This window comes from Staphylococcus sp. FSL K6-0223 (assembly GCF_038008285.1).
In genome coordinates this window covers 665279-678984 of record NZ_JBBOYX010000002.1, presented here as the reverse complement: position 1 = coordinate 678984, position 13706 = coordinate 665279, and the positions used below count along the sequence as shown (strand labels likewise).

Genomic DNA, 13706 nt, shown 5'->3' with positions numbered 1-13706 from the left:
ATTGCATGAGACAAAAGACATTAGATGTTTTGGAATTCGACAAGATTAAATCCTTTGTTGCGGATGAAACAATAAGTGATTTAGGTCGTGAAAAAGTAGATGCAATGACACCAGCAACTGAATTTGAAACTGTTGAATTTCAAATCAATGAAACTGATGAAATTTCTCAAATATACAATAAACATCGATTACCAAGTTTAAGTGGTTTAGCTAAGGTATCACCACTTATTCATAGAGCGAATATTGGTGGCGTTCTAAATGTGACTGAATTGAATGTAATTAAACGACTCATTCAAGTTCAAAATCAATTTAAGACGTTTTACAACCAACTCTTAGAAGAAGATGAAGAAGTAAAGTACCCGATATTAGATGAAAAGATGAGTCAGCTTCCGGTACTAACTGATTTATTTCAAGAAATCAAAGATAAATGTGATACTTATGATTTATATGACCATGCAAGTTATGCACTACAAGGTATTAGAAGCAAAATTTCTAGTACTAATCAACGAATACGTCAGAATTTAGATCGTATTGTTAAAAGTCAGAGCAATCAAAAGAAGTTATCTGATGCCATTGTCACAGTTAGAAATGACCGTAACGTAATTCCAGTTAAAGCGGAATATCGTCAAGATTTTAATGGTATTGTGCATGATCAATCAGCCTCTGGACAAACTCTTTATATTGAACCCAGTTCAGTTGTAGAGATGAATAATCAAATCAGTCGTTTGCGTAACGATGAGGCTGTGGAACGCGAACGTATTCTTACTGAATTGACCGGTCAAGTAGCTGTAGAAGCCGATTCCATACTTATAGCTGAATCAGTGATGGGGCAAATTGATTTCTTAATTGCTAAAGCACGTTATGCACGTTCGATTAAGGGAACGAAACCTACTTTTAAGAAAGAGAGAACGGTTTATCTTCCCAACGCGTTTCATCCATTATTAGATAAACAAACCGTCGTTTCAAATACGATTGAATTTATTGATGATGTTGAAACGGTAATTATTACAGGGCCAAATACAGGCGGTAAGACTGTTACTTTAAAGACACTTGGACTTATTATTGTCATGGCACAATCTGGTTTATTAATACCAACGCTTGATGGCAGTCAATTAAGTATTTTCGAAAATGTATACTGCGATATAGGCGATGAACAATCAATTGAACAGTCTTTATCAACTTTCTCATCTCATATGAAGAATATTGTTGAAATCTTACATGAAGCAGATAAAAATAGCTTAATATTATTTGATGAATTGGGCGCAGGGACTGATCCTAGTGAAGGTGCAGCGTTAGCAATGAGTATCCTAGATTACGTTCGCAACCTAGGATCACTTGTTATGGCAACAACACATTACCCAGAGTTAAAAGCATATAGTTATAATCGCGAAGGTGTCATGAATGCTAGTGTGGAGTTCAATGTTGATACGTTAAGCCCAACCTATAAATTGCTCATGGGCGTACCTGGGCGTTCAAACGCATTCGATATTTCTAAAAAGTTGGGACTTAGCCTCAATATCATTAATAAAGCTAAAACAATGATTGGTACAGATGAACAAGAAATTAACTCAATGATAGAATCTTTAGAAAGAAATTCTAAGCGTGTAGATGAACAACGTATTGAACTAGATCGACTTGTTCGTGAAGCCCAAGAAACTCACGATGCCCTTGCGAAGCAATATCAACAATATCAAAACTATGAACAATCATTGATGAATGAAGCAAAAGAAAAAGCGAATCAACGTGTTAAATCTGCGACTAAAGAAGCGGATACAATTCTTAAAGAATTAAGAGACTTACGTGACAACAAAGGTGCAGAAGTTAAAGAACATGAATTAATTGATAAGAAAAAACAACTAGATGACCAATATGAAGCGAAGTCAATTAAACAAAGTGTTCAGAAGAAAAAATACGATAAAATTAACGCTGGTGATGAAGTGAAAGTGCTCTCATATGGTCAAAAAGGTGAGGTGCTTGAACTTGTTGGTGAAGATGAAGCAGTTGTGCAAATGGGTATCATTAAAATGAAATTACCTATTGAAGATTTAGAGAAAACGAAGAAGAAAAAAGAAAAACCAGCTAAAATGGTTACACGTCAAAATAGACAAACGATTAAGACTGAACTTGATTTAAGAGGATATCGTTATGAGGAAGCACTAATAGAATTAGATCAATATCTAGATCAAGCAGTTTTAAGTAATTATGAGCAAGTTTACATTATTCATGGTAAAGGCACAGGCGCGCTTCAAAAAGGTGTTCAACAGCATTTAAAAAAACATAAAAGTGTCAGCAAATTTAGAGGTGGTATGCCTAGTGAAGGTGGATTTGGCGTAACGGTTGCAGAACTCAAATGATTAATGATTGATTAATTCAAGCACTGCATTTGATTTTTTGAGAAAATAACGTACAATAAACCCAGTATTATTAGTTAATAAAATGATGTGATGAAGCAAATGAGATAATCATACTTTAATTGAGCAATAGCAATGCAGTTGTTATTAAAGTCTGTTATAATTTGCTCATCATTTAAAAATTAAGGAGGATTGGCATTTATGGCAATCGTAAAAGTAACTGACTCTGATTTCGATACTAAAATTGAATCTGGCGTTAAATTAGTAGACTTCTGGGCTACTTGGTGCGGACCTTGTAAAATGATCGCTCCAGTACTAGAGGAGTTAGCCGGAGATTATGACGGTAAAGCTGATATTTTAAAATTAGATGTTGATGAAAACCCATCAACTGCTGCAAAATACGAAGTAATGAGTATTCCAACTTTAATCGTGTTTAAAGATGGTCAACCAGTTGATAAAGTTGTAGGTTTCCAACCAAAAGAAAACTTAGCAGAAGTATTAGATAAACATCTATAAGAATTATATGACTTAAGACTGGGGCATTTCATTATGTAAATGCTCCAGCTTTATTTTGTTTATAAATAGTAATTATAAAAATTAAAAGAAAGGAGGAAAAAATTGGAGGACTATCAAAAGAAAATTAAGGAAAAATTGAATGTAGTGCCGTTAGAACCTGGTTGCTATTTAATGAAAGATAGAAATGACCAAGTGATTTATGTAGGTAAAGCAAAAAAATTAAGAAATCGTCTACGTTCTTACTTTACTGGTGCACATGATGCTAAGACGACCCGCCTTGTTAGTGAGATACGAAACTTTGAATTCATTGTGACTTCAAGTGAGACTGAATCTTTATTACTAGAATTAAATTTAATAAAACAATATCAACCGCGTTACAATATTTTACTTAAAGACGACAAAAGTTATCCTTTTATTAAAATCACAAAAGAAAAACATCCAAGACTGATTGTTACACGCACTGTGAAAAAGGGAACTGGAAAATATTTCGGTCCTTATCCTAATGCGTATTCTGCTCAAGAAACAAAGAAATTGTTAGATCGTATTTATCCTTTTAGAAAATGTGATAATATGCCTGATAAACTGTGCTTATACTACCATATAGGCCAATGTATGGGGCCGTGTGTTTATGATGTTGATTTAGATAAATATGCACAAATGACTAAAGAAATTACGGATTTTCTAAATGGTGAAGATAAAACGATTATTCATAATTTAGAGAGTAGAATGACAAAAGCTAGTGAAGATTTAGACTTTGAACAAGCGAAAGAGTATCGTGATATGATTCAACATATTCACAACTTAACGAAAAAACAAAAAATTATGTCTACTGATAATACAATTAGAGATGTCTTTGGATATAACGTTTCTAAGGGGTGGATGTGTGTACAAGTTTTCTTCATTAGACAAGGAAATATGATAAAACGAGATGCAACAATGATACCGATACAACAATCAGAGGAAGAAGAGTTTTATACTTTCATAGGACAATTCTATAGCTTAAATCAACATATCTTACCTAAGGAAGTTCATGTTCCAAAGAACCTTGATAAAGAGATGATTCATTCAGTTGTAGATACAAAGATTGTTCAACCTTCTCGTGGGGCTAAAAAAGAAATGGTTGATTTAGCTAATCATAATGCTGAAGTGCAACTTGAAAATAAATTCGAGTTAATTGCAAGAGATGAATCTAGAACTATTAAAGCTATAGAAGAGTTAGGAAAACGCATGGGAATTCAAACTCCTATTAGAATAGAAGCTTTTGATAATTCCAATATTCAAGGTGTGGATCCTGTTTCTGCAATGGTGACCTTTGTAGATGGTAAACCAGATAAAAAAGGATACCGTAAATATAAAATTAAAACCGTAGAAGGGCCTGATGATTATAAATCGATGAGAGAAGTAGTACGTCGGCGTTATACGCGCGTTTTAAATGAGGGCTTACCCTTACCAGATTTAATTATTGTTGATGGTGGTAAAGGTCATATGAACGGTGTGATGGATGTCCTTGAAAATGAATTAGGCTTAGACATTCCAGTTGCAGGACTTCAAAAGAACGACAAACACCAAACATCTGAATTACTCTATGGAGCAAGTGCTGAAATTGTACCGTTGAAGAAAAACAGCCAAGCATTTTACTTACTCCATAGAATTCAAGATGAGGTACATCGTTTTGCGATAACGTTCCATAGACAAACTCGACAAAAAACAGGACTTAAATCAGTCTTAGACGATATAGATGGTATTGGCGCCAAGAGAAAAACTACACTTTTAAGAACTTTTGGGTCAATTAAGAAAATGAAGGAAGCCAATTTAGATGATTTAAAAGGTGCAGGCCTACCTGAAAAAGTTGCTAAAAACCTACAAAAAGCACTACAAAATAAATAAATTTCAAAAAAATGGGCATGAGAATTATTCTCATGCCCAAAAGTAGTATAAAAAATGTTACAATATGGTTAACAAAAGCTAATTTTTTTAAGGTTGTGTGGAAGCGTTTTCTAAATGAGAAATGTTATCAATTAAGTGTTGGTAACTTCAACTATGAGTCGTCACATCTTTATTAAAGAATTCTTTATAATCACTAGCCTTTTACTTTTTTAAGCCATACTTGTGTGGATTTATTTCTCATTTAATTAAAGTGTTTACACGTACAAGTACCAAATAAAGAAGTAAATGTAAGCTAGTCTTTTATATGGAATTTCAGGGCATATTGCATACAATTTTCTGGGGATTAGCAAATTTAAATATTTGTTTCACAGGGGGGACTCCTTTTGGCTCAATCAAAAAACGAATTTTACCTTAGACGACTACATTCGTTATTAGGTATTATCCCAATTGGTGCATTCTTAATTGTTCACTTATTGGTAAACCATCAAGCAACACAAGGCGCAGAGGCTTTCAATAAAGCATCTGGTTTCATGGAATCATTACCATTCTTAATTGTGGTAGAATTTTTACTTATTTATATTCCATTGCTATACCATGGACTTTTTGGACTACATATCGCATTTACTGCAAAAGAAAACATCGGTCATTATTCTTTATTTAGAAACTGGATGTTTTTCTTCCAACGTGTAAGTGGTATTTTAGCTTTCATTTTCATTGCGATGCACTTATGGCAAACACGCTTACAGAAAGCATTTTTCGGTAAAGCAGTAGATTACGACATGATGCATGAAACGTTAAAAAATCCATTATGGGCAATTTTCTATATCATTTGTATCATTGCGGTAGTATTCCACTTTGCAAATGGTTTATGGTCATTCTGTGTTACGTGGGGCTTTTTACAATCTAAAAAATCTCAACGCGTATTCACTTGGATTTCTTTAATTGTATTCTTAGTGGTTTCTTATATCGGTGTATCAGCTATTATCGCATTTATGTAACAACGATGATTTCAACTTAAGTCTTAGATTTTTAATATCAGGGGAGTGACATTTCTATGGCAGAGAAAAAAGTTATTGTTGTCGGTGGAGGACTTGCCGGTCTGATGTCAACAATTAAAGCGGCAGAACAAGGTGCACATGTAGATTTATTCTCATTAGTACCTGTAAAACGTTCGCACTCTGTTTGTGCCCAGGGGGGCATTAATGGTGCGGTTAATACTAAAGGTGAAGGAGATTCTCCGTGGATTCACTTTGACGACACAGTATATGGGGGAGACTTCTTAGCTAACCAACCACCAGTAAAAGCGATGGCTGAAGCAGCACCAAAAATTATACACTTATTAGACCGTATGGGCGTAATGTTTAGTAGAACAAACGAAGGTTTATTAGACTTCAGACGTTTTGGTGGTACGTTATATCACAGAACTGCATTTGCCGGTGCTACAACAGGACAACAATTATTATACGCTTTAGATGAACAAGTTCGTTCTTATGAAGTAGATGGATTAGTAACTAAATACGAAGGCTGGGAATTCCTAGGTATCGTTAAAGATGATGAAGATGCAGCAAGAGGTATCGTTGCTCAGAATATGACAACATCAGAAATTCAATCATTTGGATCAGATGCAGTTATCATGGCTACAGGTGGTCCTGGTATCATCTTCGGTAAAACAACAAACTCAATGATTAATACAGGATCTGCAGCATCAATTGTTTATCAAGAAGGTGCAATTTATGCTAATGGTGAGTTTATTCAAATCCATCCAACAGCTATTCCTGGAGATGACAAATTACGTCTTATGAGTGAATCAGCTCGTGGGGAAGGTGGACGTATTTGGACATATAAAGATGGTAAACCTTGGTACTTCTTAGAAGAGAAATACCCAGATTATGGTAACTTAGTACCTCGTGATATCGCAACGCGTGAAATTTTTGATGTATGTATTAACCAAAAATTAGGTATAAACGGCGAGAACATGGTATACCTTGATTTATCTCATAAAGATCCACATGAATTAGACGTTAAATTAGGTGGTATCATTGAGATCTATGAAAAATTCACAGGTGATGATCCTCGTAAAGTACCAATGAAAATCTTCCCAGCTGTACACTACTCAATGGGTGGACTATATGTAGACTATGATCAAATGACAAATATCAAAGGTCTATTCGCTGCTGGTGAGTGTGATTTCTCTCAACATGGCGGTAACCGTTTAGGAGCTAATTCTCTATTATCTGCAATTTATGGTGGTACTGTTGCAGGTCCTAACGCAGTGAAATATGTTCAAAACATCGAAACTTCTTATTCAGAGTTAGACGACAGTATTTATGAAAAACGTGTTAAAGAAGAACAAGAACGTTTTGACAAGCTGTTAAATATGCGTGGTACTGAAAATGCTTATAAACTTCACCGTGAGTTAGGTGAAATTATGACAGCTAACGTAACAGTTGTACGTGAAAATGATAAATTATTAGAAACAGATAAGAAAATACAAGAATTGATGAAACGTTATGAAGATATCGATATGGAAGATACACAAACTTGGAGTAACCAAGCCGTATTCTTCACTCGTCAATTATGGAATATGCTAGTATTAGCACGTGTTATTACTATTGGGGCTTACAACCGTAATGAATCTCGTGGTGCACACTACAAACCAGAATTCCCAGATCGTAATGATGATGAATGGTTAAAAACTACAATGGCTCATTATAGAGGTAGAACTGAAAAACCAGAATTTACTTACGAGCCAGTTGATGTAAGTTTAATTCCACCACGTAAACGTGATTACACTAGTAAGTCTAAGGGAGGTAAAAAATAATGGCTGAACAATCAGTAAAAGAAACTCCAGAAACTCAAGGTAATCAACAAACAAAAGAACAGAATCAACAATCTAATCAAAAAACAGTTAAATTAATCATTAAAAGACAGGACAATAACGAATCTAAACCATATGAAGAAACTTTTGAAATTCCTTACAAAGAGAATTTAAATGTTATCGCATGTTTAATGGAGATTAGACGTAACCCTGTTAATGCTAAAGGTGAGAAGACGACTCCAGTCACTTGGGATATGAACTGTCTTGAAGAAGTATGCGGAGCTTGTTCAATGGTTATCAATGGTCGCGCAAGACAATCTTGTTCAGCAATCGTTGACCAATTAGAACAACCTATCCGTTTAGAACCTATGAGTACGTTCCCAGTTATTCGTGACTTACAAGTTGACCGTTCAAGAATGTTCGACAACTTAAAACGAATGAAAGCTTGGATTCCAATTGATGGTACGTACGATTTAGGTCCTGGACCACGTATGCCAGAGAAAAAACGTCAAACAGCTTACGAATTATCTAAATGTATGACATGTGGTGTTTGCTTGGAAGTATGTCCAAATGTAACGCCTAATAACAAATTCGTTGGGGCTCAAGCGATTTCTCAAGTGCGTTTATTCGACTTACATCCAACTGGTTCAATGACTAAAGATGAACGTTTAGATGCTTTAATGAGCACTGGTGGTTTACAAGAATGTGGTAACTCTCAAAACTGTGTGAATGCTTGTCCTAAAGGTATTCCATTGACAACTTCTATTGCAGCTTTAAACAGAGAAACATCATTCCATATGTTTAAATCATTCTTCGGTTCTGACCATAAAGTAGATTAATATCGATTATATTACGACTAAGACGTTAAAGTCTTAGTCGTTTTTTGTTTTAAAAAAATTTCCCATCAATATGAGTGTCTTTTTAAATTAGTATGCTTCTTAGAAATCATTTTCAAAATAGAAAGTAAAACTAGATTCGTAATAATAAACAGTATAAGTCCATTGTGATAAAATAAAGGTTAACTGAAAAAATAAGGATGAAGATATATGAATAAACCTATAGGTGTTATCGACTCAGGTGTGGGAGGTTTAACGGTAGCCAAAGAAATCATGAGACAATTACCAAATGAGACGATATATTATCTTGGTGATATTGGACGATGCCCTTATGGACCTAGACCTGGGGATGAAGTTAAACAGTTTACTACAGAAATTGCTCAAAAATTAATGGAATTTGATATAAAAATGTTAGTCATTGCTTGTAATACAGCAACAGCTGTTGCATTAGAGCATTTACAAACATTGTTGCCTATTCCTGTTATTGGAGTTATTGAACCAGGTGCACGAACTGCGATTATGACGACTAAAAATCAAAATGTTTTAGTATTAGGAACTGAAGGTACAATTAAATCAGAAGCTTATCGTACTCATATTAAAAAGATTAATCCTAACGTCAATGTTTATGGTGTGGCATGTCCAGGTTTTGTACCGTTAGTTGAACAAATGAGATATAATGACCCAACTATCACAAGTATTGTTATTCATCAGACATTAAAACAATGGAGAAACAGTGATGCTGATACTGTAATTTTAGGTTGTACGCATTATCCTCTATTATACAAACCTATTTATGATTATTTTGATGGTGAAAAAACTGTAATTTCTTCAGGATTAGAAACTGCACGTGAAGTAAGTGCGTTATTAACGTTTAGTAATGAACATGCGAGTTATACAGAACATCCAAAACATCGATTCTTTGCGACTGGTGATACCACACATATCAAAAATATTATTGCCGAATGGCTTAAAATGAATGTACAAGTTGAACAAATTACAGTAGGTGAGTAAGAGAAGGGAGTAAGTATAGTTATGTCAGATATTGTCATTGCATCGAATAACAAAGGTAAAATTAATGACTTTAAAGTTATTTTCAAAGAAGATAATGTCATAGGTATTTCTGAACTTTTACCAAATTTCGATGTTGAGGAAACAGGTACTACATTTGAAGAGAATGCTAAATTAAAATCAGAAGCTGCAGCCAAGGTGTTAAATAAGCGTGTGATTGCTGATGATAGTGGACTTGAAGTGTTCGCACTCAAAGGTGAACCAGGTGTCTATTCAGCAAGATATGCAGGACTAGATAAAAGTGATGATGCTAATATTGATAAGCTATTGGCTAATTTAGAGAATGAATCTGATCGACGAGCACAATTTGTTTGTGTGATTAGTATGAGTGCACCAGGTGAAGAAACTAAAACATTTAAAGGCACAGTTTCTGGTGAAATTACTCATGCAAGACAAGGGACTCATGGATTTGGTTATGATCCAATCTTCTTTGTGCCTGATAAAAAGAGAACAATGGCAGAACTTACTGACGAAGAGAAAAGTGAGATAAGTCACAGAGGAAATGCGATTCAATTGTTGAAAGCGTATCTAGAAGGTGGTCAAAATGAGTAAGTGGATTATTATTAGTGATAATCATAATGAATCAGGGATTTTGTATCACGTGTTTGAAAAGCATCAAGATGCTGGTGCCTTTCTACATCTAGGTGATTCGGAGTTTCAATATAATGATACGGAATTAAGTCTATATCATCGTGTTAAAGGCAATTGTGATTTTTATCCTGAATTTCCTGAAGAAGAGATAATTGAAGAAGAGGGTATGAAAGCATTTTACACACATGGACATTTTTACGATGTCAATCGTACGCGTATGAAACTTGCTGAAAAAGCAAAATCTCTATCTTGCCAATTTGCATTTTATGGACATACTCATGTTGCTAAATATGAGAATATTGCTGGAGTACATGTTATTAATCCAGGTAGTATCTCTTAATCACGCAGTAATATAGAAGAAACATTTGCTGAACTTATTATTAATGATACCGGCTCACAGGCTGAACTAAATTTTAGAAATAGAGAAAATAAAATAATAGATACAGTTATGATAAATATTTGAACAGATAAGCATTAGAAAACGATACCTGCCCGTAAAAGGGCAGGTATTTTTTAGATTACGACACTTTAGCATTGTTTAAATACAGTTAGGCACAAGTAATGGAAAATTTTAGCGGATTTAATGATTGTTATGCATTTTCTTTTTAGAAGAGCGGTATTTAAGTAATTAAAAGATAGCGAAATTAAACTACGCATCTTTTGTAATCAATCTAATTAAATTATCCGATTTACGTTAAGGATCTTTATTAACGAAAAATGAGGGATACTACATTTGTAGTATCCCTCATCGTCTTAAAAGTATATTATTAGCGTCCTGGGAGGGATTCGAACCCCCGACCGATGGCTTAGAAGGCCATTGCTCTATCCAGCTGAGCTACCAGGACATTTTTTAACACAAGAATTATTATATCTAAATGGGGGAGTTTTAGCAATAGTTCTCTTATAAAAAATGTTTATATTTTTCACTATAGTAGTGCTTTTTATACTAGAATGTTAATTTATTGTAAAGATGCAAGGAATTTTTAACAATTGAATTGTAAACAATACACTAAGGAATTCCAAACTGTTGTGCAAACGTTTACATTTCACAGTTTAGACCTTTAAATACCGACTTAAGAAAATATAAACAAATTGTGCTAAATCCGCTTTATAGTATAAGTAACAAAACGATAGATAAACAAACAACACAAGTTCATTCATCGTTTTAAATTAATTAACTCACGCATTATCACATTTTACTGAAGGAGTGTTTGTAATGGAAAAATTATTCGACGCAATTAGAAACACAGTCGATGCTGGAATCAACCAAGATTGGACAAAATTAGGAACTAGCATTGTTGACATCGTTGACAATGGTGTAAAAGTTATTTCTAAATTTATTGGTGCATAATTCAGATTATTAATATCGTTTTAATAATAAAGGAGAGATTATAATGCAAAAATTAGCAGAAGCAATCGCAAACACAGTAAAAGCAGGACAAGATCATGATTGGACAAAATTAGGTACAAGCATCGTTGATATCGTAGAAAACGGTGTAAGTGCATTAACTAAAGTATTCGGTGGTTAATTTTCGATAAATAAGAACTTAATTATAAATAAAATAAACTAAAGGAGAGACTATAATGACTAAATTAGCAGAAGCAATCGCAAACGCAGTAAAAGCAGGACAAGACCAAGATTGGGCAAAATTAGGTACAAGCATCGTAGGTATCGCTGAAAATGGAATCAGCTTATTAGGTAAAGTATTCGGATTCTAATTTAATCAAATTACTCATTTTTTAATAAACTACTAAAAGGAGAGATTATAATGCAAAAATTAGCAGAAGCAATCGCAAACACTGTAAAAGCAGGACAAGATCACGATTGGGCAAAATTAGGTACAAGCATTGTTGGTATCGCTGAAAATGGTATTAACGCTATCACTAAAATCTTTGGTGGTTAATTATCGCATTAATGAAATTTTAAATCTAAAATATAAATAAAGGGAGAGATTATAATGCAAAAATTAGCAGAAGCAATTGCAAACACAGTAAAAGCAGGACAAGACCACGACTGGGCAAAATTAGGTACAAGCATCGTAGGAATCGCTGAAAATGGTATCGGTGCATTAAGTAAAATCTTCGGTGGTTAATTAGCGAATTTAATAATATTTAAATCTAAAATATATAAATAAAGGGAGAGATTTTAATGACTAAATTAGCAGAAGCAATCGCAAACACAGTAAAAGCAGGACAAGACCATGACTGGGCAAAATTAGGTACAAGCATCGTAGGAATCGCAGAAAACGGAATCGGTTTATTAGGTAAAGTATTCGGATTCTAATATATGATTAGATGGACCAGGGCAAGCGCTCTGGTCTTTTTTTATTTTCAGATTATTTGTTATTATTAAAAAGTATAAGAAGTTTGTTCATTAAAATTTGAAACGGGGATAAATTGTGACATATAAACATATCTTATTAGATTTCGATGATACAATAGTTGATTTTTACGATGCAGAGGAAAAGGCATTTTATAATATGGCAAAACATTACCGTCATTTTCCGACTAAACAAGATTTCCAACATTTTAGAAAGGTCAATCAAGCACACTGGGAAGCTTTTCAACAAAATGAATTGACGAAAGAACAAGTTTTATCTCATCGATTTATTAATTATTTTAATGATTTTTACATAGAAGTAGATGGTAAAGAAGCGGATGAGATATTTAGAGATGAATTAGCTAAAGCGCCGCTTAAATTTTTCGATCAAACGATTGAAACTATTAACCAGTTGAAAGATAAACATTCATTATATATTGTTACGAATGGTGTGACAATCACGCAACAGCGTCGCATTGCTCAGACGAATTTTAATGATATATTTAATGGAATATTTATTTCAGAGCAGACTGGTTACCAGAAACCTATGCGAGAATTCTTTGATTACATCTTTAATGAGATTGGAAACATTAATAGAGAGGAAACAATTATAGTTGGAGATTCGTTGACCTCAGATGTTATGGGTGGCCTCAATGCTAATATTCAAACATGTTGGTTTAATTACCGTGGAAAAGAAAATAACTCTAACATACAACCTCATTACGAGATTAGTAATTTGTCAGAACTAATTAATATTGTTGAATAGAAAAAAGCCATTAAATGTATTTAGCATACATTTAATGGCTTTTTATATAAAGTTAAGGCTTCCAAATTAATACATCGTGACCTTCAGGGTTTTTAGCTTCTACATCCTCAAAACCATGTTTTAAGAAATAGTCTTTTGAGTTGTTTCTAGCGATGGCTTTGATAGGTTTATTATTTTCTTTAGCAAAATCGATAAGCTTTTTAGCATAGCCACGACCTTGATATTTTTCAAGAACTTCTAATTTCCATAATAAAATGTAATCATCACAATCTGGGAAATAAGTTTCTTCAACTTCGCCTTTGTCGAGTAAAGCCATTCTTGCCGCTAATTTATCTCCTACAAAAATGCCATAAAAAGGTGAATCTGAACTTGCATCGATCATTTGACCTTTTAATTCTTCAACCATATAGAGATCTTTATTGCCGAACTCTCTAAAATCTTCAAAGAGCTCATCAGTTTTATAATTTATCTCTAGATGTTTTACCTCGCTCATATTTTCTCTCCCCTTTAATTTCTTTTCTCTATTATACCTTATTTTAATGTTAACTTTCAT

At 33.7% G+C, this 13706-nt stretch carries 16 protein-coding genes, 1 tRNA gene and 1 pseudogene; 16 read left to right on the top strand and 2 right to left on the bottom strand.

Features of this window, described 5'->3' with window-relative positions; all coding sequences use genetic code 11:
• Window positions 1-5 precede the first annotated feature (5 nt).
• The 9 genes and pseudogenes from MHI13_RS14180 to MHI13_RS14140 all read left to right on the top strand — a co-directional run bounded on the left by MHI13_RS14180 (window position 6) and on the right by MHI13_RS14140 (window position 10530).
• Window positions 6-2354, top strand: coding sequence for an endonuclease MutS2 (locus MHI13_RS14180; protein WP_064210796.1), 2349 nt, complete (start codon window positions 6-8; stop codon window positions 2352-2354).
• Between the two features lie 198 nt (window positions 2355-2552).
• Window positions 2553-2867, top strand: coding sequence for a thioredoxin (trxA, locus tag MHI13_RS14175; RefSeq protein WP_002435174.1), 315 nt, complete (start codon window positions 2553-2555; stop codon window positions 2865-2867).
• A gap of 102 nt (window positions 2868-2969) precedes the next feature.
• On the top strand, window positions 2970-4754 hold the full coding sequence (gene uvrC / locus MHI13_RS14170) for an excinuclease ABC subunit UvrC (protein WP_340761354.1): 1785 nt from the start codon (window positions 2970-2972) through the stop codon (window positions 4752-4754).
• A 383-nt stretch (window positions 4755-5137) separates the two neighbouring features.
• Entirely contained in the window at window positions 5138-5752 is a 615-nt protein-coding gene (locus MHI13_RS14165) for a succinate dehydrogenase cytochrome b558 subunit (RefSeq protein WP_002435177.1), read from the top strand.
• A gap of 56 nt (window positions 5753-5808) precedes the next feature.
• Window positions 5809-7575, top strand: a complete 1767-nt coding sequence (gene sdhA / locus MHI13_RS14160; RefSeq protein ID WP_002435075.1) for a succinate dehydrogenase flavoprotein subunit — start codon at window positions 5809-5811, stop codon at window positions 7573-7575.
• On the top strand, window positions 7575-8411 hold the full coding sequence (gene sdhB, locus MHI13_RS14155; RefSeq protein WP_002435188.1) for a succinate dehydrogenase iron-sulfur subunit: 837 nt from the start codon (window positions 7575-7577) through the stop codon (window positions 8409-8411). The genes sdhA and sdhB overlap by 1 nt, the downstream gene beginning before the upstream one ends.
• 207 nt (window positions 8412-8618) lie before the next feature.
• The gene (gene racE / locus MHI13_RS14150) at window positions 8619-9419 is read left to right on the top strand and encodes a glutamate racemase (protein ID WP_002435221.1); all 801 of its coding nucleotides are present in this window, start codon (window positions 8619-8621) and stop codon (window positions 9417-9419) included.
• A gap of 21 nt (window positions 9420-9440) precedes the next feature.
• On the top strand, window positions 9441-10028 hold the full coding sequence (locus MHI13_RS14145; RefSeq protein ID WP_030065269.1) for an XTP/dITP diphosphatase: 588 nt from the start codon (window positions 9441-9443) through the stop codon (window positions 10026-10028).
• A pseudogene (locus tag MHI13_RS14140) lies at window positions 10021-10530 on the top strand (YfcE family phosphodiesterase). Before MHI13_RS14145 ends, MHI13_RS14140 begins: the two are co-directional and overlap by 8 nt.
• A gap of 308 nt (window positions 10531-10838) precedes the next feature.
• Here the strand turns inward: MHI13_RS14140 and MHI13_RS14135 are convergent.
• Window positions 10839-10912: transfer RNA gene (locus MHI13_RS14135), tRNA-Arg, on the bottom strand.
• A gap of 371 nt (window positions 10913-11283) precedes the next feature.
• On the opposite strand from MHI13_RS14135, the gene MHI13_RS14130 reads away from it, so the two are divergent.
• From MHI13_RS14130 to MHI13_RS14100, 7 genes are all read left to right on the top strand, one after another.
• Window positions 11284-11418 carry a beta-class phenol-soluble modulin gene (locus MHI13_RS14130; RefSeq protein ID WP_002435197.1) on the top strand — a complete coding sequence of 45 codons (135 nt, stop codon included), beginning with the start codon at window positions 11284-11286 and terminating at the stop codon, window positions 11416-11418.
• A gap of 43 nt (window positions 11419-11461) precedes the next feature.
• Window positions 11462-11596, top strand: a complete 135-nt coding sequence (locus tag MHI13_RS14125) for a beta-class phenol-soluble modulin (protein WP_002435168.1) — start codon at window positions 11462-11464, stop codon at window positions 11594-11596.
• 55 nt (window positions 11597-11651) lie between these two features.
• The gene (locus tag MHI13_RS14120; RefSeq protein ID WP_002435169.1) at window positions 11652-11786 is read left to right on the top strand and encodes a beta-class phenol-soluble modulin; all 135 of its coding nucleotides are present in this window, start codon (window positions 11652-11654) and stop codon (window positions 11784-11786) included.
• 50 nt (window positions 11787-11836) lie between these two features.
• Window positions 11837-11971 (top strand): beta-class phenol-soluble modulin, encoded by a 135-nt coding sequence (locus tag MHI13_RS14115; protein ID WP_002435067.1) that lies wholly within the window; start codon window positions 11837-11839, stop codon window positions 11969-11971.
• 54 nt (window positions 11972-12025) lie between these two features.
• Window positions 12026-12160 (top strand): beta-class phenol-soluble modulin, encoded by a 135-nt coding sequence (locus MHI13_RS14110; protein WP_037548763.1) that lies wholly within the window; start codon window positions 12026-12028, stop codon window positions 12158-12160.
• Between the two features lie 56 nt (window positions 12161-12216).
• Complete coding sequence (locus MHI13_RS14105; RefSeq protein ID WP_002435157.1) at window positions 12217-12351, top strand: beta-class phenol-soluble modulin; 135 nt, start codon at window positions 12217-12219, stop codon at window positions 12349-12351.
• A 115-nt stretch (window positions 12352-12466) separates the two neighbouring features.
• On the top strand, window positions 12467-13153 hold the full coding sequence (locus MHI13_RS14100; protein ID WP_064210523.1) for a YjjG family noncanonical pyrimidine nucleotidase: 687 nt from the start codon (window positions 12467-12469) through the stop codon (window positions 13151-13153).
• Between the two features lie 52 nt (window positions 13154-13205).
• Here the strand turns inward: MHI13_RS14100 and MHI13_RS14095 are convergent, their stop codons facing one another.
• Window positions 13206-13646 (bottom strand): N-acetyltransferase, encoded by a 441-nt coding sequence (locus MHI13_RS14095; RefSeq protein ID WP_002435175.1) that lies wholly within the window; start codon window positions 13644-13646, stop codon window positions 13206-13208.
• Window positions 13647-13706: the final 60 nt, after the last annotated feature.